The sequence below is a fragment of the Teredinibacter turnerae T7901 genome, assembly GCF_000023025.1.
Taxonomy (GTDB): Bacteria; Pseudomonadota; Gammaproteobacteria; order Pseudomonadales; family Cellvibrionaceae; genus Teredinibacter; species Teredinibacter turnerae_B.
Genome location: NC_012997.1, coordinates 419,884 through 444,217, shown reverse-complemented (window position 1 = coordinate 444,217; position 24,334 = coordinate 419,884). Strand labels below are relative to the sequence as shown.

Here is a 24,334-nt window from a genome sequence, read left to right as displayed (position 1 = left end):
GCGGTCAACAGGAGAAAATTAATCGGCAATAAAATTAAGCGATGAAATTTCAATAATCCGGGTTTAAACCACGAATAATCACGGTTTCTATAGCGATCTCAGATTTACATCAACAGGCAATACAACAAAATAGTCTAATGCTCACAAAGAGTGATTTGTTTTAAACAGACGACTGTCACGACAAAAAATTAAATGGCGCAAATAAAAAAGCCCGGATATTACTCCGGGCTTTCTTTAACGTTAAACCTGACTGGAAATTAATCCCACAGACGGTTCAACATGCTCCACTTACCTTCTTCGAAACCAGTCCAGGTTCCCCAGCCACCGGTGTTGCTGATGGGGTCGTAGGCGTGAGAGTAAAGACCACCAGTATCGCCAGACTCTGGGTTGATTGACCAGTAACATGCTTCGATGTTTTTCTCGTCCATGTAGTCCACGAACGCATTCTGCCACTGCTCGTCAACGTTATCGGTGATGTAGCCCCAACGAGCCAGATCGCGCTCACTGGAACCTTGTGGCCAGTTGTAGTGGCCGCCGAATTCACCAACAACAATCGCATAACCCATGTCACGCAGGTAACCGAAGTGCTCTTCCCAACCTGGGCGCAGCAATTCTGGGTTAATTACGATGTTACAGCCCAGATCGCCGGCTTCGTCGCCAGAAAGACCTTCACACTCTGGCTCGGCTGGATCCATGAACATGCTCTGTACAAATACGGAAGGACCGTAAGTGTGTGGTGAGAATACCAGGCGGGACTGAGGTACGTTTGGCAGGTCAGCACCGGCTTCGTACAGGTTCTCACCCCAGTTCGGGTTAGAGAATTCGTCACCGTGAGGTACTTCGACTGCATCGTCAGGGTTGCCGTCCTGATTACCGGCGGAAGCAGAAATACCCTGAGCAAAGATCAACAGGTCAGAGTTAACTTCGTCGATCGCCTGGTAAGCGTCTTCGATGTTCGTTTTCCACTCAGCCCAAGTGTAGTCCCAGGGCTCGTTGAAGATGTCGACACCGATAATGTTATCTACACCCAGTTCGTCAGCCAGACCAGCCAGTTCACGCAGGTCGTCCAACCAAGCCGCTTTATCATACGCTTGCACGTGATCAACGCTGGATGGGTTGCCACTTGCAGCACAGGAGTAGTCTTCACGGAAGTAATCGTATAGATCACGATCCGCATCCGCGTATGGAGGACGCGCGTCAAAGCGGCCTGCACGCCAACCGACGTAGTTAGAGCAGGAGTGGATATCGAGCATAACTTCCAGACCGTATTGGTCAGCCATTACGATGAAGTCTTCCATCGCCTGGCGGGCGTTAGTCTGACGCAGTGGCTCGTAGTTTTTCAGGTAGGGGTCACGGCCCTGTGGATCACTAGCATCCAGAGTTTGTGGCACGATTGGGAAACGAATAACGTTGATACCGCGCGCGGTAATTTCTTCCATGGTTTGCTCCATGGTGCGCGAGTGTTCGTTCGCCCAGAATACGTTACCAATGTACAACTCCATTGGCGCGCCGCCAGGGTTAGTTGGATCGTCTGAAGGCTCGTGACGACCTTCCAAACCGAACCAGGAACCACAGTGTACTGGGAATACTTCACCATTTTTGGTGATGTTACCGCTGGCGTCTACACGGAACATACCGCCACTGGAGGATGTACTGGTAGAACTGGAAGAGCTGGAGCTGCTTGAAGACGAGCTCGAGCTGCTAGAGGTAGAAGTGCTACCACTGGAAGAAGAGCTTGAGCTTGAAGAACTGGAGCTGCTTGATGAGGAGCTGCTAGAAGAACTGCTGGAAGAGCCAGTACCGCAGTTGCTCACGACACCGCCATTACCGCCGTTCTGACTTTCGCAAGTTTGACGACCGATACAGCTTTGGTTGTTTTCCCAACCCCAGCCACTGGTGTTTTGACACAGTGGGTAAACGCCCTGGCCGTACCAGCTACATACTTCTTCACACTGACCACCGCTTGAAGATGAGCTGCTTGAAGAAGAGCTGCTTGAAGAAGAGCTGCTAGACGAGTTGCTGGACGAGTTACTGGATGAAGAAGAGCTGCTGGAAGATGAGCTCGAGCTGCTGGAAGTAGAGCTGGTGCTGGAACCGCCGTCGCACGCACCTACGCTGGTCCAGGAAGGATCGCTGCCAGGTACTGCAGTGGTGTACCAGTTAGCACTATACAGAGTGTTCTGGTAAACCATTTGATCGCCAGCATTGGCGTGGTTGAACGGGCCACCAGACCAATCGCGTGCGGTCCAGTCCGGGTAAACGTTAACATTGGAACAGTTCGCGGCATATGCCGTCGGCGCCATGATAGCAGTGGCAATCGCCACGCTCATCAGCGTTCTGATATTTTTGATTATCATGCCTAGGTGTCTCCAAACAGAGTTGTCGAATTTTTATTGTTATGGATAAAGGATGATTCCTGACTGCACATCCACAGATTTAGAGGAACCTCTGTGCAGTGATTGAATGGTCGCCATTGCGGACGAACCGCAAATCACATGGAGTGACATAGATCACGACGCAATCGTTATAAAAGCTGGAAAGCGGTTTTAACGGAAGGTAGCCATTTATTCTTTTTATTGATCACCACACGTTAAGACCGCTTCCAACTTCGGCGGAGATTGTAACACTGCGTTTTAGCCAGAAGTAATACTACAGCTCATTTTCATTCCAAATTGCTAATGATCTTGAAAACACGATAAAAAGGCTGCGAAAAACGGATGAGAATTTAAGTAATACTCTTAATGCTCGACCTAACTGCAGAAAAAACGTCGAACATAAAAAAATACAAATCTGTTCACACATTAAATATTTGCTAGAACTCAAGCAAATTCGGGAACAACAGAAGTATAAATTTACGCAGATTGCTTGCGAACCGGAGAAAGTGCGGCTGTTTTATCTTTACGGGTGCTAAAACCGTCACGAATGACAAATACAATAGCGTATACACCCTGTCAAAAACATAAACGCTGTGAGTTTAGATACTCGCATCGGCCTTATAAAAATCGAGATACGACGGTGCACGGCGAGCCGAAAATTCATGAAATTGCGCTGCATCAATAAACCTTCAGCACCAGACCAGAAGAAAACATGAACCCACCATACAGACTTTCGTACTAGCGCGCCGGTTCGCATATTTTGGCGAACTATGTCTAATATTTTCCTGTAGATGCCAAAACTACAACATTAGTACCGTATGTTGGTTTGCGAATAAATTCAGATTTTTGAGATTTTTTTTGTTTTCTGCCGTCCAATCCCCATATAAACGCAACTTCCCACACTTCAATAAGGTAATTCCATGTCAATTTCCGCTTGTCTGAAACCCTTTGCTCTAGCTGCAGGTTTGCTGGCTCTGAGCGTCACTGCTGGCGCGACCACTGATAACGCGACAGTCAAGGCCCTGAACAAAGCTATGGCGGCAAAATCACGCCCGGAAAAAGATACAGCGCGTGACGCCAACCGCTTGCCTGTAGAGACCTTGACCTTTTTCGGCTTTAATCGAGATATGACCGTCGTAGAACTGATCCCCGGCGGCGGCTGGTACACCCGTCTTCTCGCGCCAACTTTGCGCGACAAGGGCAAGTTGTACGTGGCTTACGGAACGGGCTACCTGGAAAAGCAGGATGTGCTGAAACAAAAGGGCTTCGACAAGGTATCGCTGATCGCACCCGAATCTAAGGTATATCGCCCGGAAAACGCGCCGCGTTATGTGCTGGAAAACGCAGACCTCGGCATAACCGACGCCGACATGGTGTTGACCTTCCGCAACTATCACAATTTTGGCCCTGAAGGACGCAAAGCCATGAATGACGCCGCGTTTAAGGCACTAAAGTCCGGCGGAATCTACGGCGTTGTCGATCATACCCGTCGCCATATGGAGCCTAATTCAGATGCAAACCGCCGCCGTATTGATCCGGTGTTGGCAATTAAGGAAATAGAAGCTGCAGGCTTCGAATTTGTAGATTACTCACCGCTGCACTACCGTCCCCAGGATGACACCACCCTGGAGGTTGGCGATGCGTCTGTAACCGGGCACACCGACCGCTGGACTTTGAAATTCCGCAAACCCTAGATTCTCCCCAGCCCCCATGGTAATGAATGGGGGCAACTTCCTCTGGCGCGAATGCCACCGCCTGCTGTAACCTTCGTTTTAGTCTTACGCGTCGATTTGTCTCGGAAATTGATCCAGCGACGCCGATTCTCGTTTTTGGGTAGTAGTTTCTTCATATTTCTGTAATATGCCGCACATCTCATGTGGCACAGATATCTACGAGAAAATCATGAAATTGAAAAACCCATTGACCGAAATGTTCGGCCGCTCCCCGATCAAGCCCATGGAAGAGCATATGACGGTAGCGCTGCAGACCGCGCGCGAACTGCTGGGCTTTTACCGCGCCAGCGTAAATGAAGACTGGACAGCCGCTGAAGCAAGCTACAACGCGATCTCCAAGCTCGAGCAGCAGGCTGACGAACTGAAAAAACAGATCCGCCTTCACCTCCCCAAAAACCTGTTCCTGCCAGTACCCCGCGCTGATCTGCTGGAGCTGATTACCCGTCAGGACAAAATCCCCAACCGCTGCAAGGATATATCCGGCCTTATGCTCGGCCGCAAAATGGTGTTTCCCAAACAGCTGCACGAACCCGTAGAAGCCTACCTCAACACCGCGTTTAGTACCGTTGAGCAGGCGCATACCGCCATTGCGGAACTGGACCAACTTCTCGAGACCGGCTTTGGCGGCCGCGAAATGGACCTGGTCGAATCGATGGTCAGTGAGCTCAACCGACTGGAACAGCAAACCGATCACCAACAAATCGCCCTCCGCGCCGAGCTTTTCAAGCTCGAACCCGAACTTCCTCCAGTAGACGTTATCTTCTTCTATCGCATTATCGAAGAAATGGGTGACCTCGCAGACCGCGCTCAACGCACGGGTCAGCGCCTGCTGCAACTTCTCGCACGCTGATTCCCCGCACGCCTAATAAAACTGTTTTGAGGAAGTAATTTCATGTCGATTTTGGCTGACTACGGCACCATTTTATTGGTGCTCGGATGTATTTTTTGTGTATTTATGGCCTGGGGAGTGGGCGCAAATGATGTGGCCAATGCCATGGGAACCTCCGTGGGTTCCGGTGCACTGACCATCAGACAGGCAATTATTATTGCCATGGTTTTCGAATTTTTGGGTGCTTACCTGGCGGGTGGCGAAGTGACCGCAACCGTGCGCAAGGGCATCATCGACCCGGCAATTATGGCGGGCCACCCGGAATTGTTGGTGTACGGCATGCTCTCGGCCCTGCTCGCCGCCGGCACCTGGCTGGTTATCGCCAGTATGCTGGGCTGGCCAGTATCGACCACCCACTCGATTGTTGGTGCCATCGTCGGTTTTGCCGCAGTGGGAATCTCTACCAGTGCGATCGCCTGGGGTAAAGTTGGCACCATTGTCGCCAGTTGGGTGGTTTCGCCCGTTCTCGCAGGCACCTTTTCGTTTCTGCTGTTTAAGAGCGTGCAGTGGCTGATATTCAATAACGAACATCCTGAAGCGGCAGCGCGTCGATTCATTCCTGTATATATGTTCTTGGTCGGCTTTTTAATTGCGATGGTAACCCTGTTAAAGGGGCTCAAGCACGTGTTCAAAGACAGCGGCCTCAAGCTGAGCTATCTGGAAAATACCGGTATCGCCGTGTTGATCGGTTTAATCGCCGCTGCGGTGGGATTTTATTTTTTGCGTCGAGTGAACACCCAGGCACCCCAGGGCGACAACCGCTACGCCAACGTAGAAAAGGTGTTTGCGGTACTTATGATCTTCACCGCCTGCTCAATGGCCTTTGCCCATGGCTCCAACGACGTTGCCAATGCGGTAGGTCCACTGGCAGCGATCGTAACCGTTGTATCTTCCGGTGGCGCTATTGCAGCCAAATCAGCCATGCCTGGCTGGGTATTACTGCTTGGCGGCCTGGGGATTGTGGTGGGTTTGGCGACCTATGGCTACAAGGTTATCGCCACCATTGGCCGCAAGATCACCGAACTGACGCCAAGTCGCGGCTTCGCAGCTGAACTGGGTGCCGCCAGCACCGTGGTGGTTGCATCCGGCCTGGGGCTGCCCATCTCGACGACCCACACGCTGGTAGGCGCTGTCCTCGGCGTGGGAATGGCGCGCGGTATCGGAGCGCTAAACCTGGGAGTTATCGGTTCTATTTTCCTGAGCTGGCTGGTCACCCTGCCTGCCGGGGCCGGGCTGGCGATTGTGTTCTTTTTTATGTTTAAGAGCATTTTCGGCGCCTGACAACAAGCGCACGCCGTTTCCAAACCACAAAAAAAAGCGCCCATAAGGCGCTTTTTTTTGTGTTAAGACCGCCGTTTGTGTGTGCAATTACAAGCGCACTTCGATCCCGTGTTGTTCCATATAGGCCTTGGCTTCCGGGACTGTGTATTCACCAAAGTGAAAGATACTCGCAGCTAACACCGCATCCGCGCCGCCTTTAATCACGCCATCCACCAGGTGCTGCAAATTACCGACGCCGCCAGAAGCGATCACGGGTACGCGCACAGCTTCGCTGATTGCGCGGGTCACCCCCAGATCGAAGCCGTCTTTGGTGCCGTCGCGATCCATACTGGTCAACAGAATCTCACCGGCACCGTACTCTGTCATGCGCACTGCCCACTCCACCGCGTCGATTCCCGTCGGGTTGCGGCCACCGTGGGTAAAAATTTCCCAACGCCCCGGCTCACCATCGGCGCTGACACGCTTCGCATCTATCGCGACGACTATGCACTGGGAACCAAATTTTTCCGCAGCGATTCTGACAAAATCAGGGTCTTTTACCGCCGCCGAATTAATGCTTACCTTGTCGGCGCCCGCGTTCAGCATGTTGCGAATATCGTCCAGGGTGCGGATGCCGCCGCCCACGGTAAGAGGTATAAAGACTTCGGCAGCGATTTTTTCCACGGTGTTAATGGTGGTTTCGCGCGCTTCGTGGCTGGCGGTAATATCGAGAAAGGTAATTTCGTCCGCGCCTTGCTCGTTGTATTTTTTGGCCACTTCCACCGGATCGCCCGCATCGCGGATATCGACAAACTGGACCCCTTTGACCACCCGGCCTTTGTCCACATCCAGGCAGGGAATAATGCGTTTGGCTAAAGGCATAATCAGTCGCTCACTATGTCGCAGTAGGCCTGGGCTTCAACGATATCCAGGGTACCTTCGTAAATAGCACGACCGGTAATCGCGCCGGAAATACCCGCAGACGCCACCTTGGCAAGCGCGCGGATATCGTTCATATCGGTGATCCCGCCGGATGCAATCACCGGGATCGGCGAAGCCTTCGCCATATCCACCGTGGCTTCCACATTGACGCCCTGCATCATGCCGTCACGCGCGATATCGGTGTATACGATTTCGGTCACGCCGTCGCTGGCAAAACGCGCAGCGAGATCTGTCGCTTTCACCTCGGATACTTCTGCCCAACCGTCGGTGGCGACAAAACCGTTTTTAGCGTCCAGCCCCACAATAATGTGGCCGGCAAACTGTTTGCACATTTCGGTGACGAACTCCGGCTCTTTTACCGCCTTGGTACCAATGATGACGTAATTCACACCGGCCTGGAGATAGTGCTCGATCGTTTCCGCAGAGCGAATTCCACCCCCAATTTGAATCGGCAACTCAGGAAACGCCTTCGCGATGGCCGTGACGACATCACCATTAACGGGCTTACCGGCAAATGCGCCGTTGAGGTCCACCAGATGCAGGCGCCGCGCGCCTTTGTCGACCCACTGACGCGCGAAAGCGACAGGGTCTTCGCCGAACACGGTGGAGTCATCCATCAGGCCCTGACGCAGGCGAACGCAGTTACCGTCTTTTAAATCAATTGCAGGAATAATTAACATTTGCCGTCCCAGTTCAAAAAGTTTTTCAGCAGTTGCAGGCCATTGTGATGGCTCTTTTCCGGGTGAAACTGCGCCGCAAACACATTATCGCGCGCAATGTTCGCGGTAAAATCGATGCCGTAGTGGCTCTTGCCCGCAACCACGGAGGGGTTGTGGCTGTCTACGTAATAGCCGTGCACAAAGTAAAAGCGGCTGTTGTCCTCAATCCCTTCCCACAGCGGATGCGCCAGTGTTTGGCTTACCTGATTCCAGCCCATGTGAGGGACTTTAAGGCGCTCGCCGGATGCAGAGCCTTCGTCGCTGGCCGCATTGAATTGTTCATTACCGGCGAAAAATTTCACTTCCCCCGGAAACATACCGAGGCATTCAACCCCGTTATTTTCTTCCGAGGAATCCATAAGCGCTTGTAACCCCACGCATATGGCGAGCAGCGGCTTGCCGGACGCGACGACTTTATCGACCGCCTGATCAACCTGCTGCCGGCGAATTTCGCCCATACAGTCGCGCATAGCGCCCACACCGGGGAAGATAACGTGATCGGCGTTGGCGATAACTTCCTTATCGCCGGTCACAGCCACGTCAATTCGACGATCCACATGTTTCAGCGCACTCGCCACTGAGTGAAGATTGCCCATTCCGTAATCAATAACGGCAACTTGTTTGCGATTCATAATTTTGATTTCGTCGGTAAATACTGGCGACGCGCTTAGAGCGTGCCTTTAGTGGAGGGCATGGCATTGCCCATACGCGGGTCGACTTCCAGCGCCATCCGCAGCGCACGACCAAAGGCTTTAAACACTGTCTCGATCTGGTGATGCGCGTTGTGGCCGCGCAAACAATCAATGTGCAGGGTCACGCCCGCATGGTTGACGAATCCCTGAAAAAACTCCCAAAACAGCTCGGTATCAAAACTGCCAATACGCTTTTGGGTAAACGGAATATGCATTTCAAGACCGGGGCGGCCAGAGAAGTCGATCACTACGCGCGACAATGCTTCATCCAGCGGTACATAGGCGTGGCCGTAGCGGCGAATGCCGCGCTTGTCGCCCACCGCCTGGTGCATCGCCTGGCCGATGGTAATGCCAATATCTTCCACACTGTGATGGTCGTCGATATGGGTATCGCCCTGACAGCGAACATCGAGATCGATCATGCCGTGGCGCGCAATCTGATCCATCATGTGCTCAAGAAACGGCACACCAGTGGCGAAAGCCGCTGCACCTGTGCCATCCAGGTTGAGGGCCACAGAGATTTGGGTCTCCAGGGTATCGCGGTTGACCGCCGCTTTTCTCTCTTGCATTCGAAGTTCCTACATCTGGCTGATATCGCGGGCGTGGATTATAGCTTTTACCGCCCTTTCAGAGCCAGCGACCTGCGATGTCCTCGTGTAATACCGCCATGTAACGCGAAAGTCACGTCAGTTAGATGAATGTGTTTGCCGGTTGATATGCGTCAATCGTCACACCGCAGCAAGGAGTAACCTAAGCCCATCAAATCTTGGTGTGGAGACTACAATCATGAATGAAGCGGTAACTATTGGCGGGCTCGCCATGTTCGCCAGCACAGCGTTAATTATTGTCCTCGGACTTAGCGCAGCGGGCATTCTGACCTTTTGCGAAAAACGTGCGGGCCATATTGGCAACCACTGAACACTCTCCTCGGGTGGCATGCGTTTAACAACCCTTGACCAATCGTCAACTCCCTGAAAGCGAAGCGTTGAACCTTGCCACCCACCTCCTGTCCAATTTCTCCGATTTAACATCAGACATCGCACTGCGTTTTTCTCGCGCAGATACTCTATTAGGCCGATCCACCACGTATAGGATGTCAACGGTAATAGTTGTTATTGTCTCTGCGGGCCAGCGTTCGTAAAATCTGGCGCCCACTGAGCAAGGAGCCCTCTCTTGGAAAAGTCATCTGCGGCCACGCCCGCGCGCCACTCCGCGCAATCCACCTGGCGCACGTTACTCGTGTACGGCATTTTGGCGCTGATCATTTACTTTGGCCACCAGTACTTGCAAACCGCACTCGGTGAACGCGCACTGGCAGCGGTTCCGCTGGAAAAGCTGACATTGGAAGAGGCGCTGTCTGCATCACGTGCATCCGACAAACCGGTACTACTGGATTTAGCCGCTATCTGGTGCCCCAGTTGCCGCAAGCTGGACCAACAGGTGCTATCGGATCCCGCCGTTGTCGAGGTTATTCGCAATAAATACGTTTTTACCCGCGTGGAGTTTGAATCTGCAACAGGCGAAACAGTGCAGCAGAAATACCAGGTGAAGGGGTTTCCCACCTTGCTTGTAGTTGATGGTAACGGCAACCTGATACGTCAACTGCCACTCAGCTTTGAACCGCAGGAGTTCATTCGCAGCCTCTGAGCCCCGCGGGCGTATAAACCCACAGTGTTTCTACGCCCGCTGCTTGCCTAGCGGGAGCAGTTTTGCCAGACTGCCGCCCCATGACCATAGCCCACCCCCACCCAGAATTACCTCGCGAACCCACGTCCGTATTTGAAGCGCCCACTAAGTCGCTAAAAATAGCGCTTTTGGGGTATCGCAGTGCACCGCATGTGGGTGGCCAGGGCATCTACATCAAATACCTCGCCGCCGCCCTGGTTCGCGCGGGACATCAGGTGGATGTGTACTCTGGGCCGCCTTACCCGGAATTAGAGGTCGGCGCTCGTTTAATCAAGGTACCGAGCCTCGATCTCTATGCCTGCGACAATCATGTGACCGCGCTGCGCTGGCAGCACCTGCGCTCCTTTAGCGATACCTATGAATGGTGGACCATGCTCACCGGGGGCTTCGCCGAACCCTACACATTCGGGCGGCGGCTCGAGAAGTACCTCTCCCCGGGCGACTACGACATTATTCACGATAACCAGAGCCTCTGTTACGGCCTGCTGAATTTGCAAAATCGCGGGGCGAAGGTCGTGGCCACCATTCATCACCCCATTCATCGCGACCGCGAGCTGGCATTGGCAGAACAGAACGACTGGGGCATGCGTCTGCTGGTTAAACGCTGGTACAGTTTTTTGCGGATGCAGGAACGGGTGGTGAGAGGCCTGGAGCACATTGTTACCGTATCCCAGTGTTCCCAGCGCGACATTGCCACGCATTTTCAATTGCGCGGTGAGGTCTCCGTCATCACCAATGGGATCGACATAAACACGTTCAAACCCTTAGCTGCGATCCGAAAACAGCCCCTGCGGTTGATAACCACCGCGTCGTCAGATCAGCCGTTAAAAGGTTTGCGGTATTTACTGCTCGCACTAAACCGGTTGCGACAACAATGGCCTGCAATTGAACTGCGCATTATCGGCAAACTGAGCGACAACAGCCCGAACCGAAAATTGATCGACGAACTTGAACTGGCGACGCACGTCAGCTTTGTCTCGGGTATCAGCAGCGAGGACCTGGCGGCGGAATACAATCGAGCAAGCGTCGCCGTGTGCCCTTCCCTGTACGAGGGTTTTGGCCTGCCCGCCGGCGAAGCCATGGCCTGCGAATTACCCGTCGTCAGTACCAATGGCGGCGCACTGCCCGAGGTGGTTGGCGACGCGGGGGTTATCGTACCCGCCGGTGATGCCGAGGCGCTCGCCGCGGCGATCCACAACTTGCTGGATTCGCCAGACCACGCCAAAGCCTTGGGCGTACGCGCCCGCCAGCGGATTGAAACCCATTTTTGCTGGGACGCCGTCGCCCGGCAACTCACGCAATACTATCAACGGGTGATCACAAGCACATGCTAACCATTCGCCCGGAAAAACTGCCCCTGAAACCCGGCGACTGTGTACTCGACCTCGGCTGTGGCGAAGGCCGCCATACCCTGGGTTTGTATTTTAGTGCGCCTCTCGGCGAACTCAGCGGGCAGCTTTCGTTGATCGGTATTGATATCTCCGCCATCGATCTCGCCACCGCCAACAAGCGTAAAACGGATTTTCCGCTGCCAGAATCCCAGCGTGCAGGCATTCAGTTCGTACGTGGCGATGGCTTAAAGCTACCGTTACCCGACGCCAGTGTGGACCATTTGATTTGCTCTGAGGTGCTGGAGCACATTCCCGATTATCACGCCATGCTGCGCGAAATTAACCGTGTATTAAAGCCTGGCGGCACCCTCTGCGTCAGCGTACCCAGAGCCTGGCCGGAACGTATTTGCTGGTGGCTCGAACCCCGTTATCACCAGGTCGCTGGCGGACATATTCGTATTTTTAATCGCGCATCGCTTAAACGCGATCTTCGCAGCCACGGCATACAGTTATTTTTTGAACACGGCGCCCACGCGCTGCACGCTCCCTATTGGTGGCTCAAGTGCCTGTTCTGGGATCGCGGCGACCGCTTTTGGCCGGTGCAAGTGTATCATCGGTTTCTGGTGTGGGACCTGTTTCGCGCACCCTGGCTCACCCGCTCGCTCGACAAACTGCTCAACCCACTGTTGGGCAAGAGCATTGTGATCTACGGCGTAAAAGGTCCGGGGGCGCAGTAGCCATGTTTGCACATATCGAACATCCGTTACTGCCGCAATTCCAACGCGCGGCCAGCTATATCGCCTCCTGCCAGCAGGCGGACGGCGCCATTCGCTGGTTTGACCAGGGCAAGCTGGACCCGTGGGATCATACTGAAGCGGCCATGGCGCTGGGCATTGCCGGGCGAGAAGACCTCGCCATCAACGCGTTCCGCTGGCTGGCGCAACAACAGCAGGCGAATGGCAGCTGGCAAGCGAACTATTTCCTGGCCCCCTGCGACCAGGACATCGACGATACCAAGGTAGAAACCAATTTTGTGGCCTACCCGGCGACAGGGCTCTGGCACCACTATCTGATATTTTCGAACACACAAACGCTCCGTGATTTTTACCCCATGGTGCGGGCTGCGATTGATTATGTCGTTTCCCAGCAAACCGCACATGGCGATATTCAGTGGGCCCAATCTCAGCGGGAACCGCTGCCTCGCGATGCCTTGGTCACCGCCTGCAGCTCGGTGCTGCGCAGCTTGGAATGCGCGGTCAATATTGCCATAACGCTGGGCGAACCAAACGCCCACTGGCAGCTGGCCCATAGACGACTGGCGGATGCCTTGCGGAACAAGCCCTGGCGATTTGATCGCACCTGGGAAAGTAAGCGGCGTTTTTCAATGGACTGGTTTTATCCAATTCTCGCTGGGATCTACAGCGAACAGGAAGCCCAATTGCGACTTGAACAGCGCTGGCATGAATTCGTGGTGAGCGATTTGGGTTGTCGCTGTGTGAGTGACGAACCCTGGGTCACGGCCGCCGAAAGCAGTGAATTGGTGTTAGCCTGCGTCGCCGCCGGTTGGCGCGACAGAGCGGAATCTATTCACCGCTGGTTGAGCCAGTGGCAGGACACCGACGGTGGCTTTTGGACCGGCTACAGCTTTCGCGACAAAGTGATCTGGCCGCAGGAAAAAACCAGTTGGACCGGGGCGGCGTACCTGCTCGCCGCCGATGCGCTCTTCCAGTTCACGCCCGCACACGACCTGCTAACTCGCCCGCATAGAATACGCGCTAGCTGCGCTGTAACACCGCCAGAGACGCCACCCGATTCACCAGCGTAAACCCGCCGCTGTCCAGCACCGCCTGCATCGCCAGCCGCGGCCCCTGCCCACCGTCTTCCGGTGTAGGGTAAATATCGTGAATACACAGCAGGCCGCCCGCGGCCAGCTTCGTGGCCCAGCCGGTCACATCGGCCATTGCCATTGCCGGGCTGTGACCGCCGTCGATAAACACCAGACCCAAGGGCGTTGCCCAATGCCGCAAGCTAAGCTCGGAACTGGCCACCACGGGAACCACGCAATCGTCCAGGCGCGCCAACCGCAGGGTGCGCCGAAACGCAGGAAAACTGTCCATTTGCCTGGTGCGCGCATCGTATAAATCCTGGTCGTGATATTCTTCGCCCGGCTGGTGTTCTTCCGAACCACGGTGGTGATCTACCGCATAGAGCGTGTTCTCTGTTTGCTGGCATGCGCGCCCCAGATATACCGCAGACTTGCCGCAATAACTGCCAATTTCCAGGCACGGCCCCGTCGTCGCAACCGTAAGCGCGTGTTCGTACAATGCCAACCCTTCTTCAGCCGCCAAAAAGCCTTTGATCCGGTTGGCGTGAAAAAAATCATTAAAAAAAGTCATCGGTGAATTCCAGTGAGACGCAACCACCAGCCTTGGGCAGTTAAATTTATATTAAATGCGTTGAATCACTTTTATGTTGAACGCATTCTGCGCCCGCAATTTGATCGGCTCGGCAAATGCCCGGCCATGCTTAAACCGCGCAGTATAAAACTGACCGGCCATCAAATATACGCGGGCGATTATCTCCATATCATCAGCAGCGCCGAACAACCGGTTACCCTCACCTGCTGGCGAAGCAAGCAGCACGATGGAAAAATTGAGCTGGGCAATTACTGCCTGATTTCACCCGGCGTTAAAATTGCTGCCGCAGAGCAGATAAGTATCGGGGACAACTGCATGCTGGCCGCCGAAGTCAGCATTAGCGATTGCGACTGGCACGGTCTGTACAATCGGGTGCGCCCGTTTCGCTGCAGTGCACCAGTTACGCTGGAAAACAATGTGTGGATTGGGTTGCGGGCGATTATTGGGAAGGGAGTCACTATTGGCGAAAACAGCGTGGTCGGCGCTGGCGCAGTGGTTACCGGCAACGTGCCGCCCAATGTGGTGGTCGCAGGTAATCCAGCGACCGTCGTTAAGCATTTATCGCCAGGCAAGCGCTATTTAAAAAGGGACTATTTATTTCAACAGGCCGGCGACGACTTCTGGAATAAACAACAGGCGCTGGAAAAGGCGTTTAACCGTAGCAACCGCTGGTGGTACTGGCTAAAAACATGGGTCGCCCCTGGTGACAACGACTAGCCGGTAGCCAAGGTCACACAGAGGAGATACACACTCGTCGCGCGGGCGCTACAGAATGTCCTGAAGGTAAGGCTTGCCCGCATCGAAAGCCTTGGCAATATCACCGGTTATGCCATCGGGAAGCTCGTATTTTTTACGGTATTTCATCGCTTTCTTGAGCGCTTTTTTCGCTTCCGCGTTTTTACCGGTTAACGCGTAAACAACTGCTTGCGTCTCAAATACCGTAAGTTCGTCTATGTAATCATCGTTGTTAAAACTGTTCAGGTACGCCAACGCCTTTTGCGGATCGCGGATATTGGCGTCCGGGTGGGTAGCCATGATCCACGCCAATTTAAGAATGGCATCATCGTATCCATCGTCTGCCGCACGGGTGAGCATTTCCAGGCCTTTATCGACATCCTTCTCGAAACGGCCGCCATGCAGTAATTCTGAGCCCAGAAAAACCTGCGCATCCATCACACCTTCGTCTGCGGCTTGCTCCAACCAGAAATACGATTTTTTGGAATCCGCACGGCATTGTTTGCCGTAGGATAGATCCAGACCTAATTCGAATTTGGCGAGCCTGTTGCCGTCTTGCGCGGCCTTTTTAAACCAGTCAGCAGAGGGGTCCAGCGACGCGCCCTCAGAATCATCCAAAACCCCCACCGCAGACTTAAGTATGCTGAGAGTGTAGGCGTACAGATATTTGTCCAACCCCCCACCCTGTTCCGCCTTTTCGCGCAGCGGGTCAACCACAGTCCGCAAACCTTTTGCATTTAACTTATCGCCGGATAACGTATAGTTGAAACGCGCTCTTCGACCTGATTCTGGAACCGGTTTGCCGTTAATCGTCGCTGGCTTAAACAAGTTGTGCCGAATGGCTTCTATAGAACTTCTTGCGAAAACGTTTTCTGTAGCGTTCAAAACAGTAATATTACGGACCGTACCATCGGTGGCAATCGAATATTGTATATCGACAATCCCAGGTACATACAGCTCCATCCGGGGAAATTTGGGTCGACGTTTCTTAAGCGGCACCGCCTCTGCGAATTCGGAAACTTCGTCAATAGCCGACTCGGGAAAAAGACGCTGATTCACTGCTTCACGCCCATATTTTACCGACAATTCTTTGTACCGAGCATTAGCTGTTGATTGGTCCTCTTCGCTCAGTTTCGCCGAAATTATCTTTAAAATCTTAGTTGCGCTATCGTTTCGCAGAGTGGCGTTCGACAATTTTAGCCAGGCTGCTGATTCAATGAAATCGCGCTCGAAAAATTCACCGCGAGCGTACATAACACCCAGATTCAACTGTGCCCGCTCATTGCCCAGTGCGGCCAGTTCCTCAAATGCGCCATAGGCCTGTTCATACTGCTTATTGACGTAGTAGGTCATGGCCTGTTCAAACGTTACCGCAAACACGGAACATGAAATTACAGGCCCAAGCAGACAAAGCCCAAATAAAAAATTACGTATATTAAACATCAATTTTGATTCCCTAAAGACAACAACTCGAGTGGAGTATCGCTCTCAAGCTCAACCTGCTTTAGCTTTTCATAGGCACTAATATTTTTGGTCTCGCCGTTCAGAGACACGTTGTAAGTGCGCCTACCAAGCTTACTGAAGATTATATCGACAGCCTCCCCCCACTTTGCGGTAGTACTAAAATAGTGTGTTGCTATCGTGGACCGGTCATCATAATAACCCACTCTAAAATGATACTCACCGGAACAATTATCATCGTAGCCGACAACACTGATTACACTATGAGTCTTCTTTCCTTTACTCGACAAAAAACTCAGAGAAAACCACGGATTCACATCCGTATTCTCGGGAATTTTGGTTTTTAAGTTGATAGTGAAAGAATTTTTTATTTTTTTTATTTTCGTTTTGTAGGGGGCTTCCGGGGTTATCTGGATCGGAAATTCACTGATATCGGCGAAACACGGCTTTATAGAACAACTTAACAAAGCCAGCAACCAACATAAAACCGCAACTCTAGTGGCCTTCATTCTCCTCATGCGCAATAAGCTCCTTTTTAACCTCTTTGGATAGACTTATAGAAAATCTTTTTAGCAAATTATTTAATACGCTTACGTAGGCTTCGGCAGAATTAGAACTGGTTGATTCGCTTAATTCCTGCGAACCAACAGCCAACTGCTGCTTGCCCTTGTTACCCAACAGCAACCAGCGGGCTTTTAATGTGACCTTGCCGCCACGAACACCAGAAAAATCTTCGAAAACAATTCGAATCTGATAATTCGGCCGCGCGCGCGTATCCCAGGGAAAAGCCCATACATCATCCTGCTGCCATAGGGTGGACAGGTTTGTCGCCAACACACGGGACAGTGTCGCATTGAGATCACCACCCCAGGCATTCACCCCGGACACGGTGAGCTGCTGCCCTGCATTGCGGCTTACAATCGAAGTCTGCTGGAGGTATTCAGGCAAGATAATAGGGCCAACGCCGAATGACAAATCATCCCCTTCCAGGCGGGTTTCCTGATTGGCTTCCACCCCGGGAAAAAGCGAATAATATTGAGTTTTTGGGCCACTGACACCGCAGCCCGCAAAACTCATCAGCAAACCGGCTACAAGTCCACAACGCAATAAGTTACTCATCTTTTTCTTTCCCGGAAATCAGCGATGTCGGATGGCGATTGAGTTCATCCATAAATAATTGGAGCGAGCGTGCAGCATCGGATACCGATTTCGCCATTTCAGTAAATTCGTATTTAAACTCGGAATCCGGGGCGACCATCTGATCGACGCTGTCCATTACCTGGGTCATCTGCTGCAGGGCTTCGTTGGCAGAAGCCATGGTTTGTTGCAGGTTGTCCATGGTGGTGTCGAGCTTGCCGGCGGTATTTTGTTTATCCAGCGTTGTTAGCAAATTATTCAGGCTCTCGAGGCTGCCTGCCAGTTCGGTGCCGATTTTATCGAAAGGTATCTTGTTAATTTTAGCGAGTATATCCGTAGCCTGGCTACTCAGTTGTTCCATGCTATCCGGCACTGTGGGGATTTCCGAATAATTTTCGGAGCGCACAAATTCCACTGGCTCGGCATCGTCGACAAATACCAGGTCGATAAAGCGAGAGCCGGTAATCAGACTCGCTGTGCTCATCTGCGCACGCAACCCCTGGTTTACCATGGTCTCCATACGCTCATCAACCTCTTCACGGGTTGGTGAATCGTCCGGTTCGAGCCGCTCCGGTTCCATTGCAATATACACCAGCAAACTGTCGCTGACGTTCTCCGCAGACGCCAATACCACATCAACCACTTCGCCCACCTTAATGCCGCGGAACTCTACTGGTGCGCCTACAGTTAAACCGCGCACGCTGCCGGAAAACTTAAGCTGATAATAGTATTTAATATTGAAGCGACCCTCGAGCACGGATTCTCTGTCGGGGTAGAGGTAAAAACGGTGACCGTCGGGTGCGACCTGCACATTCTCGAATCCGGCTGCATTATCGAACGCAATGCCGCCACTGATTAACGATGCGAGAGATTCCATGCGCGCCTTCATGCCGTCGGCATTGATGGACACACCAAAGCCACTCACATTCCAGAATCGGCTGCGTGTTTGCACCATGCTGTCGTAGGGTGCGCGGATAAACATGTGAATATCCACATGTTCCATGGTGCCCGAAAGCTTGTAGCCGGTCACCTCTCCCACGCGAATCTGGCGGAAATAAATTGGCGAGCCTATATCCAGCGAGCCCAGCTCTTCTGCCTGTAAAACGTATTGCGTTCCAGGCTCGTCCGACTCAAAACCCGGCGCTTCGTCCAGCCCCTGAAAGCGGGTTTGATACTCGCCGGCCGCACCCGGGTCCATAATTATGTACACTCCGGAAATCAAGGTTCCCAGGTTAGATACACCGGTAGCGCTCACCCGCGGCGTTACCACCCAGAAGCGGGTATTTTCGCTCAGGTGGGGCGTCATATCGCGATCAAGCTGTGCGGTCACGACCACATGCTTCAGGTCTGGGCTCAGGCGAACCTTGGTCACTTCCCCCACATTCACTTCTTTCAGCTTTATTTGGGTTTGCCCCGCAATAATATCGGAAGCATTTTCAAAGGTGATTTCCACTTCTGCGCCGCGCTCTAGGCGCGCCTGCACGGCCAGCCACAGGGCGATCAATACCGCCACCACGGGCACAATCCAAACGGGGGAAATGGTCGAAACTTTACGAACTACGGCTTTATCTAGAATTCTTGTCATCCAACACGTCCCAAATCAATCGGGGATCAAACGCTTCCGCGGCGACCATAGTCAAAATCACAACGGCGCCAAATGCGATAATCGCGGCTTCCGGCTCGACAGTGTACACAAAACCGAACTGAACCAACGAAACGAAAATTGTAACCACATAGACATCGACCATCGACCAACGGCCGACAATTTCTGTCAACTTAAAAAGAAAGGCGCGCTGCTTAGCGCCCCGCTTGACGCCGGCTTTGACCGACCAAATGAGGTAGCTGAGTATAATGAGTTTCGCCATGGGTACAAGGATACTGGCGGTAAATACAATAATCGCAACCCCCCACAGCTCTTGCTGGATCAGCTCGACCACACCGGAAAATATCGTGTCCGTTTCGGTTTCTCCGAGAGTGGAATAGGTCATGATAGGCAGCACATTCGCCGGAACGTAAAGCACCGCTGCCGCAATAACAAGCGCGGTCGACTTTTGCAGGCTGTGCGGAATACGCCGGTGAATTTCGGAATGGCAGCGCGGGCATTCATGGGTGCGATCGATAATGGACTCTCCCACCATCGCGTGACAAATGCGGCAGTCGTACACAATTTCATCCGGACCCATGGAAAAATAATTATTGGTATTGATCCATGACCACAGATGGCGACGGTTTAACTTAACAAATGTGAGTATCAGTACCGCGACTAGCGCAAAAAACGTATAGGCGCCTTCATCCAGATGAAGCACTGCCATATCAGCCATTTTTACCGATCCCACCACCATCGCAAGCATAAAAACTTCGAGCATGCTCCAGGACTCGGCGATCACCAGCCAGCGCAGCACTATGCACTGCCCCGGCAGATGCCGGTTGTAGCTGTAAGGGATTAACAGGTACAAAAACGCGAAAATTTCAATCAGCGGAAATAAAAATATTGTGGTAATCACTACCCCCGCCAGAATCCATTGCTGGCGTTCTAACAGGGCAAAAAAGCCATCCAAGATGGTAACCGTCTGGCTCTGAGAACCAACATCTAGGGTCAGAAACGGCAGTGTGTTCGCACAAATAAAAAGTATTAAGGCGGTAACCGAAAGTGCCGACGCAAGCTCGAGCCTGCGTGGTTCAGCGGAATGGAGTACTTCATCGCAATTGCAGCACACCATTTGATGGCGCGGTGAAATGGAAACCACTTTTTGCAACTCGCCGCAGGAGTGGCATAAAAGCCAGTCGCGTTGCTGTGCATGTGGCTGCGCGTCTTGCACATCAGAAAATTGTTGTTCAGCCACTCAACTGCCCCGCCGCAATCTTCGCTAATTGTTTCTTCAGTAAAAACTGGTTATTCACAAAGGTCATTCCCTGATTGCGCAACCAGCGTAAAGGCAAATTGTCTGCGCCAAAAAGCCGTTTAAAGCCTTCCATGGATGCCATCGCGGCAAGATTGTGAGTCTGACGCGCGCGCTGGTAACGCCGCAAAATACTTCCATCGGTGAGGGGAATCTGCCGTTCGCTCGCGCGGGCGATCTCTGCCGTCAGCGCAGCCACATCGTAATAGCCAAGATTCACGCCTTGCCCTGCCAGGGGGTGAATAGTGTGCGCGGCATCCCCCACTAACGCGATTCCAGGCTTAGTGTAGGTTTTCGCATGGCGCTGGCGCAGCGGTATGCTGACCCGGTGCTGGACCGACTTGATTTCACCTAACCGGTACTCGAAGGCACGAGCCAGCGCCTGACAGAAAGCGCCGTCCTCCAGCGCCATTAACTCTTGCGCCAAAGACGTTTTGGCTGACCAGACCAATGAACAATAATGGCTGTCGGCGCGGTTAAACCCGGGCATTTTCTGCAGTGGCAGCAAGGCAATTGGCCCATCTTGCGTGAAACGCTGCCAGCAGGTGTGCTCGTGACTGGCCGCGACCTCCACCGTAGTGACAATTGCGGCATGGCCATAATCCCATTCGCGGGTGGCGAACCCGGCGAGCTCGCGTAATTGCGAGCGCGCGCCATCAGCGGCGATCACTAAATCCGCGTTCAGCGTTAATGTGGAATCGCTGCTATCACGCAAGCTCAGCACTACCGCAGGCTCGTGCACAGAACCTTGCACCTCAATACCAACCACAGTAGTGCGATCCAAAACCCTGACACGCCCAGACGATCGCACCCGTTCGGCTAAGCTGCGCACTAGCACACTGTTTTCCACAATATATCCGAGAGTATCCCGGTGTAGATCGCGCGCGTGGAACTGGATATTACCGGTACCCTCACCGTCCCAAACAGACATGGACGAGTAGGGGCAAGCGCGCTTGCCCACCACCATCGGCCACACATCCAGTTTTTGTAGCTGTTGAATCGATGCTTCCGACAGCGCGACAACGCGCGGATCAAACTGGGCTCCATGAAATTCCTCTACTGGCGTGCCCGCCTCGATCAACATCACAGACACATGCTGCGTTGCCTCGTTGCGCACCAAGCTGAGGGCCAGCGTCAAACCTACCATTCCGCCGCCGACGATGGCGATCTGCGTTGTCAGGTCTGGCTCTTTCATCCGACCATTTCCTGTTTCTCTATTGGTTGAAATTCAGCCCGCGGCAGAGCCTGCCCCATCATTTGTTTAAAAAATTCCTGCTTTAGCCCTGGGAGCAATGAGATACCCAGCAGGCCGGCATTGCGAGCCAGCTGTAACAAAGGGTGGTGACTGGCAAACACTTGAATAAAATTGTGGCTGAGCTGGGCGGTGATTTTCTGATCCACCGCTTGCTGCGACAAATATTCCTGCAGCAGCGTCAGGTCACCGAGGGGCTGTTTGCGACTCCAGGCTTGCACAAGTAGCGCTGCCAACTGAGCACAATCGCGCAATGCAAGGTTAAAACCCTGCCCGGCAACCGGGTGTAAAAAATGCGCGGCATTACCCATGAACACAATGCCTCGACGCACCTGCTCACGCGCGAACACCATTTTAAGCGGATAACTACTGCGCTCACCCACGCGAGAACAGCGCCCGAGACGATAACCAAATCGCGCCTGCAACTGGTCAATAAAAGCAGCATCATCCAGGCCCAGTGTTTCTTCCAGCTGCGCCGCCGGGCGTGTCCACACCAGCGCCGCGCGGTGCGACTGCGAACGACCATCGGCGGACACCATCGGCAAAATCGCCAGTGGACCTTCTTCAGTGAAGCGCTCGAACGCGGCGCCATGATGAGGTTCAGAAAAGCTGAGATTGGCGATCACTGCGGCCTGGCGATAATCGTGCTGGTCAATACCGATGCCGAGCTTTTCACGCAAGGGCGAATTCGCACCATCGGCAATAATCACTAATTGCGCGGCCAATACCGTGTGCTCCGACGCCTGCCTCACAACCAATTCAACACCCGCGCGCACCGGCGTAACACGAAGAACCTCCGCCGGCGCAAGGATCGAGATATTACTGGTGCGTAAACAGGCTGCCGTTAACTCTGCGCCGAACCGACGATTTTCTATCACATAGCCCAACGCACGGCCGGAGTTTTCGTCTTGTCGATATTCTGTTTGACCCACGTGGCCCCGGTCGCTCACATGAACGCGCGTGATCGGCTGGGCAGATGATTCGAGAAATGGCCACAAGGCCAATTTTTGCAGCACGTCAACCGTGGCTGGCGACAGCGCTGTGGCGCGGGCATCGAAACTCGGCTGACGCACGTCCTGCATGTTCACAGGCAGGCTCTCAACGAGGGTAATCTCCGCGTCGGGTATCTGGTGAGCGAGGAGCAACGCTTGCGTGAGCCCCACCATACCACCACCCACTACGACAATATCCTGTAGTTTGCGTGTCGCGGCCACTTCTGTCATTACCAAACCTTACTGCGTTACCAGAGCTGAGGGGAAACTACTATTAACCCGGCGATTAAATAGATGATCCTATCTATTTAATCGCGTTAATTGCATTAATCGCGCACCCTTGAAATGCAGACAAAAATGCGTGAATTTTTTAATGTTTCAAGGGCTTACATTGTGCTACGGCAATGGCGGTGCTTCCCCGCACCACCTGTTAACGTCACAAGCTTTATTGCTATATGCCAGGTATGACGTGGTTAAACTTATGCAGCTTTTGCTTTGCGTCCGCGCATGAGTTTCTCGATTTCTGCAACGGTTTTAGGTACCCCCGCAGTCAGGATTTTGTTGCCCTCTTTGGTTACAGCAACATCATCTTCGATACGCACACCAATGCCCCGCCATTTTTCCGGGATTTTTTTATTGTCGGGTGGAACATAAATACCAGGCTCGACCGTCATCACCATGCCCGGCTCCAACACCCGCCATTCGTCGCCCACTTTGTAATCGCCTACATCGTGCACATCCATCCCGAGCCAGTGCCCAATACGATGCATGTAGAACATTTTGTACGTCTCTTTCTCGATATTGGTTTTTAGCTTGCCCTTGAGCAACCCCAGGTCGAGCAGCCCTTCGACGATAGTTTTGACTGATGCATCGTGCGGTTCATTCCAGTGGTTACCGGGCTTAACCTTGTCAATTGCAGCTAGCTGCGCAGCTAACACAATCTCGTAGATCGCTTTTTGCTCTGCGGAGAATTTACCGCTCACCGGGAAGGTGCGGGTAATATCAGACGCGTAATTTTCGTATTCACAACCAGCGTCGATTAAGACCAGATCGCCAGACTTCAACTTCTGATTGTTTTCAACGTAATGCAATACACACGCATTGCGACCGCCGCCAACGATGGAGTTGTACGCCTGTTCGCGGCCGCCGTTGAGCGCGCATACGTATTTTATTTCAGCTTCCAATTCGTACTCGAAGCGACCCGCAGCGCAGGTTTTCATCGCCTGCGTGTGCGCAGCGGCAGATATCTCTGCGGCCTTCTCCATCAGACGCAGCTCAGCCGCACTTTTAAACAGGCGCATATCGTGGAGATGGTGATCGAGATCGAGAAATTCGCCGGGTGGAATCGCACCCGCGCGTACCTGGGCGCGAATCTGGTTTACCCAGCCCATCACGCGGCGATCAAAATCGGCGTCCTTGCCCATCGCGTAGTAAACGCGTTCGCGGCCTTCAATCAAGCCAGGCAAAATATCGTCGATATCGTCGATGGGAAAAGCGTCGTCCGCGCCGAAATCTTTACAGGCGCCCTCTGGACCTGCGCGGTAGCCGTCCCAGATTTCTTTCTCTATATCTTTTTCACGGCAGAACAACACAAACTCGCCATGCTCACGCTCAGGAACCAGGACCAATACCGCTGCCGGCTCGGAAAAACCCGTTAAATAAAAAAAGTCGTTGTCCTGGCGGAACGGAAAGTCAGTATCCCGTGAACGGTTTTTCTCTTTCGCCGCGGGTACAATCGCGATGCTGTTTGGCTCCATCTGAGCCATTAGGGTTTTGCGCCGACGCGCGAATTCCTGCTTAGTAATACTCATAA

The 24,334-nt window shown here is 53.1% G+C and carries 22 protein-coding genes; 9 read left to right on the top strand and 13 right to left on the bottom strand.

Going from position 1 to position 24,334, the window contains the following annotated elements; all coding sequences use genetic code 11:
- Positions 1 to 257 precede the first annotated feature (257 nt).
- A complete protein-coding gene (locus TERTU_RS21940) occupies positions 258 to 2,357 on the bottom strand; it encodes a cellulase family glycosylhydrolase (RefSeq protein WP_015819440.1) in 2,100 nt (699 codons plus the stop codon).
- 938 nt (positions 2,358 to 3,295) lie between these two features.
- Here TERTU_RS21940 and TERTU_RS01870 point away from each other — a divergent pair.
- The 3 genes from TERTU_RS01870 (at position 3,296) to TERTU_RS01860 (ending at position 6,278) form a co-directional block, all read left to right on the top strand.
- Positions 3,296 to 4,069 (top strand): class I SAM-dependent methyltransferase, encoded by a 774-nt coding sequence (locus tag TERTU_RS01870; RefSeq protein WP_015820898.1) that lies wholly within the window; start codon positions 3,296 to 3,298, stop codon positions 4,067 to 4,069.
- A 208-nt stretch (positions 4,070 to 4,277) separates the two neighbouring features.
- Entirely contained in the window at positions 4,278 to 4,958 is a 681-nt protein-coding gene (locus tag TERTU_RS01865) for a TIGR00153 family protein (RefSeq protein WP_015819945.1), read from the top strand.
- A gap of 42 nt (positions 4,959 to 5,000) precedes the next feature.
- Positions 5,001 to 6,278 carry an inorganic phosphate transporter gene (locus TERTU_RS01860; RefSeq protein ID WP_015820810.1) on the top strand — a complete coding sequence of 426 codons (1,278 nt, stop codon included), beginning with the start codon at positions 5,001 to 5,003 and terminating at the stop codon, positions 6,276 to 6,278.
- A gap of 87 nt (positions 6,279 to 6,365) precedes the next feature.
- Here the strand turns inward: TERTU_RS01860 and hisF are convergent, their stop codons facing one another.
- From hisF to hisB, 4 genes are read right to left on the bottom strand one after another with little or no spacing between them, the layout of a single operon-like run.
- Positions 6,366 to 7,139: an imidazole glycerol phosphate synthase subunit HisF gene (gene hisF / locus TERTU_RS01855; protein WP_015818277.1), complete on the bottom strand. Its 774-nt coding sequence runs from the start codon at positions 7,137 to 7,139 to the stop codon at positions 6,366 to 6,368.
- Positions 7,140 to 7,141: 2 nt separating this feature from the next.
- Positions 7,142 to 7,879: a 1-(5-phosphoribosyl)-5-[(5-phosphoribosylamino)methylideneamino]imidazole-4-carboxamide isomerase gene (gene hisA, locus TERTU_RS01850; protein WP_015817561.1), complete on the bottom strand. Its 738-nt coding sequence runs from the start codon at positions 7,877 to 7,879 to the stop codon at positions 7,142 to 7,144.
- Positions 7,873 to 8,550 (bottom strand): imidazole glycerol phosphate synthase subunit HisH, encoded by a 678-nt coding sequence (gene hisH / locus TERTU_RS01845; protein ID WP_015817608.1) that lies wholly within the window; start codon positions 8,548 to 8,550, stop codon positions 7,873 to 7,875. The genes hisA and hisH overlap by 7 nt, the downstream gene beginning before the upstream one ends.
- 35 nt (positions 8,551 to 8,585) lie before the next feature.
- Positions 8,586 to 9,179, bottom strand: coding sequence for an imidazoleglycerol-phosphate dehydratase HisB (hisB, locus tag TERTU_RS01840; protein ID WP_015817015.1), 594 nt, complete (start codon positions 9,177 to 9,179; stop codon positions 8,586 to 8,588).
- 217 nt (positions 9,180 to 9,396) lie between these two features.
- Between hisB and TERTU_RS22320 the strand changes: the two genes are divergently transcribed.
- From TERTU_RS22320 to TERTU_RS01820, 5 genes are all read left to right on the top strand, one after another.
- Positions 9,397 to 9,528 carry a hypothetical protein gene (locus tag TERTU_RS22320; protein WP_015818826.1) on the top strand — a complete coding sequence of 44 codons (132 nt, stop codon included), beginning with the start codon at positions 9,397 to 9,399 and terminating at the stop codon, positions 9,526 to 9,528.
- A gap of 255 nt (positions 9,529 to 9,783) precedes the next feature.
- Positions 9,784 to 10,257, top strand: a complete 474-nt coding sequence (locus TERTU_RS01835) for a thioredoxin family protein (RefSeq protein WP_015818430.1) — start codon at positions 9,784 to 9,786, stop codon at positions 10,255 to 10,257.
- Positions 10,258 to 10,337: 80 nt separating this feature from the next.
- Positions 10,338 to 11,630, top strand: a complete 1,293-nt coding sequence (locus tag TERTU_RS01830; RefSeq protein ID WP_015819616.1) for a glycosyltransferase family 4 protein — start codon at positions 10,338 to 10,340, stop codon at positions 11,628 to 11,630.
- Positions 11,624 to 12,364, top strand: a complete 741-nt coding sequence (locus TERTU_RS01825; RefSeq protein ID WP_015818961.1) for a class I SAM-dependent methyltransferase — start codon at positions 11,624 to 11,626, stop codon at positions 12,362 to 12,364. The genes TERTU_RS01830 and TERTU_RS01825 overlap by 7 nt, the downstream gene beginning before the upstream one ends.
- 2 nt (positions 12,365 to 12,366) lie before the next feature.
- Positions 12,367 to 13,452, top strand: a complete 1,086-nt coding sequence (locus tag TERTU_RS01820) for a prenyltransferase/squalene oxidase repeat-containing protein (protein ID WP_015818159.1) — start codon at positions 12,367 to 12,369, stop codon at positions 13,450 to 13,452.
- Here TERTU_RS01820 and TERTU_RS01815 read toward each other — a convergent pair.
- Positions 13,403 to 14,023: a class I SAM-dependent methyltransferase gene (locus tag TERTU_RS01815; protein WP_015820795.1), complete on the bottom strand. Its 621-nt coding sequence runs from the start codon at positions 14,021 to 14,023 to the stop codon at positions 13,403 to 13,405. The two genes, TERTU_RS01820 and TERTU_RS01815, sit on opposite strands and share 50 nt — an antisense overlap.
- Positions 14,024 to 14,035: 12 nt before the next feature.
- Between TERTU_RS01815 and TERTU_RS01810 the strand changes: the two genes are divergently transcribed.
- Positions 14,036 to 14,761, top strand: a complete 726-nt coding sequence (locus TERTU_RS01810) for an acyltransferase (RefSeq protein ID WP_015817823.1) — start codon at positions 14,036 to 14,038, stop codon at positions 14,759 to 14,761.
- Between the two features lie 48 nt (positions 14,762 to 14,809).
- Here the strand turns inward: TERTU_RS01810 and TERTU_RS01805 are convergent, their stop codons facing one another.
- The 7 genes from TERTU_RS01805 to pepP all read right to left on the bottom strand — a co-directional run bounded on the left by TERTU_RS01805 (position 14,810) and on the right by pepP (position 24,332).
- Entirely contained in the window at positions 14,810 to 16,222 is a 1,413-nt protein-coding gene (locus TERTU_RS01805; protein WP_015818553.1) for an energy transducer TonB, read from the bottom strand.
- Positions 16,223 to 16,735: 513 nt separating this feature from the next.
- A complete protein-coding gene (locus TERTU_RS01795; protein ID WP_015819748.1) occupies positions 16,736 to 17,359 on the bottom strand; it encodes a PqiC family protein in 624 nt (207 codons plus the stop codon).
- Positions 17,352 to 18,962, bottom strand: coding sequence for a PqiB family protein (locus TERTU_RS01790; RefSeq protein ID WP_015820302.1), 1,611 nt, complete (start codon positions 18,960 to 18,962; stop codon positions 17,352 to 17,354). Before TERTU_RS01790 ends, TERTU_RS01795 begins: the two co-directional genes overlap by 8 nt.
- A complete protein-coding gene (locus TERTU_RS01785; protein ID WP_015820876.1) occupies positions 18,943 to 20,220 on the bottom strand; it encodes a paraquat-inducible protein A in 1,278 nt (425 codons plus the stop codon). Before TERTU_RS01785 ends, TERTU_RS01790 begins: the two co-directional genes overlap by 20 nt.
- Complete coding sequence (locus tag TERTU_RS01780; protein WP_015817519.1) at positions 20,213 to 21,472, bottom strand: FAD-dependent monooxygenase; 1,260 nt, start codon at positions 21,470 to 21,472, stop codon at positions 20,213 to 20,215. Before TERTU_RS01780 ends, TERTU_RS01785 begins: the two co-directional genes overlap by 8 nt.
- The gene (gene ubiH, locus TERTU_RS01775) at positions 21,469 to 22,752 is read right to left on the bottom strand and encodes a 2-octaprenyl-6-methoxyphenyl hydroxylase (protein WP_015818027.1); all 1,284 of its coding nucleotides are present in this window, start codon (positions 22,750 to 22,752) and stop codon (positions 21,469 to 21,471) included. Before ubiH ends, TERTU_RS01780 begins: the two co-directional genes overlap by 4 nt.
- A gap of 248 nt (positions 22,753 to 23,000) precedes the next feature.
- A complete protein-coding gene (pepP, locus tag TERTU_RS01770; protein WP_015819167.1) occupies positions 23,001 to 24,332 on the bottom strand; it encodes a Xaa-Pro aminopeptidase in 1,332 nt (443 codons plus the stop codon).
- Positions 24,333 to 24,334: the final 2 nt, after the last annotated feature.

Bases quoted from the DNA above. Each gene is read 5' to 3' on its own strand.
- TERTU_RS01830 (WP_015819616.1), top strand. From the start codon at position 10,338: ATGACCATAGCCCACCCCCACCCAGAATTACCTCGCGAACCCACGTCC.
- TERTU_RS01780 (WP_015817519.1), bottom strand. From the start codon at position 21,472: ATGAAAGAGCCAGACCTGACAACGCAGATCGCCATCGTCGGCGGCGGA.
- TERTU_RS01790 (WP_015820302.1), bottom strand. From the start codon at position 18,962: ATGACAAGAATTCTAGATAAAGCCGTAGTTCGTAAAGTTTCGACCATT.
- hisH (WP_015817608.1), bottom strand. From the start codon at position 8,550: ATGAATCGCAAACAAGTTGCCGTTATTGATTACGGAATGGGCAATCTT.
- TERTU_RS01805 (WP_015818553.1), bottom strand. From the start codon at position 16,222: ATGTTTAATATACGTAATTTTTTATTTGGGCTTTGTCTGCTTGGGCCT.
- hisF (WP_015818277.1), bottom strand. From the start codon at position 7,139: ATGCCTTTAGCCAAACGCATTATTCCCTGCCTGGATGTGGACAAAGGC.
- TERTU_RS01795 (WP_015819748.1), bottom strand. From the start codon at position 17,359: ATGAGTAACTTATTGCGTTGTGGACTTGTAGCCGGTTTGCTGATGAGT.
- pepP (WP_015819167.1), bottom strand. From the start codon at position 24,332: ATGAGTATTACTAAGCAGGAATTCGCGCGTCGGCGCAAAACCCTAATG.
- TERTU_RS01870 (WP_015820898.1), top strand. From the start codon at position 3,296: ATGTCAATTTCCGCTTGTCTGAAACCCTTTGCTCTAGCTGCAGGTTTG.
- TERTU_RS21940 (WP_015819440.1), bottom strand. From the start codon at position 2,357: ATGATAATCAAAAATATCAGAACGCTGATGAGCGTGGCGATTGCCACT.
- TERTU_RS01820 (WP_015818159.1), top strand. From the start codon at position 12,367: ATGTTTGCACATATCGAACATCCGTTACTGCCGCAATTCCAACGCGCG.
- hisB (WP_015817015.1), bottom strand. From the start codon at position 9,179: ATGCAAGAGAGAAAAGCGGCGGTCAACCGCGATACCCTGGAGACCCAA.
- TERTU_RS01860 (WP_015820810.1), top strand. From the start codon at position 5,001: ATGTCGATTTTGGCTGACTACGGCACCATTTTATTGGTGCTCGGATGT.
- TERTU_RS01825 (WP_015818961.1), top strand. From the start codon at position 11,624: ATGCTAACCATTCGCCCGGAAAAACTGCCCCTGAAACCCGGCGACTGT.
- ubiH (WP_015818027.1), bottom strand. From the start codon at position 22,752: ATGACAGAAGTGGCCGCGACACGCAAACTACAGGATATTGTCGTAGTG.
- TERTU_RS22320 (WP_015818826.1), top strand. From the start codon at position 9,397: ATGAATGAAGCGGTAACTATTGGCGGGCTCGCCATGTTCGCCAGCACA.
- hisA (WP_015817561.1), bottom strand. From the start codon at position 7,879: ATGTTAATTATTCCTGCAATTGATTTAAAAGACGGTAACTGCGTTCGC.
- TERTU_RS01865 (WP_015819945.1), top strand. From the start codon at position 4,278: ATGAAATTGAAAAACCCATTGACCGAAATGTTCGGCCGCTCCCCGATC.
- TERTU_RS01815 (WP_015820795.1), bottom strand. From the start codon at position 14,023: ATGACTTTTTTTAATGATTTTTTTCACGCCAACCGGATCAAAGGCTTT.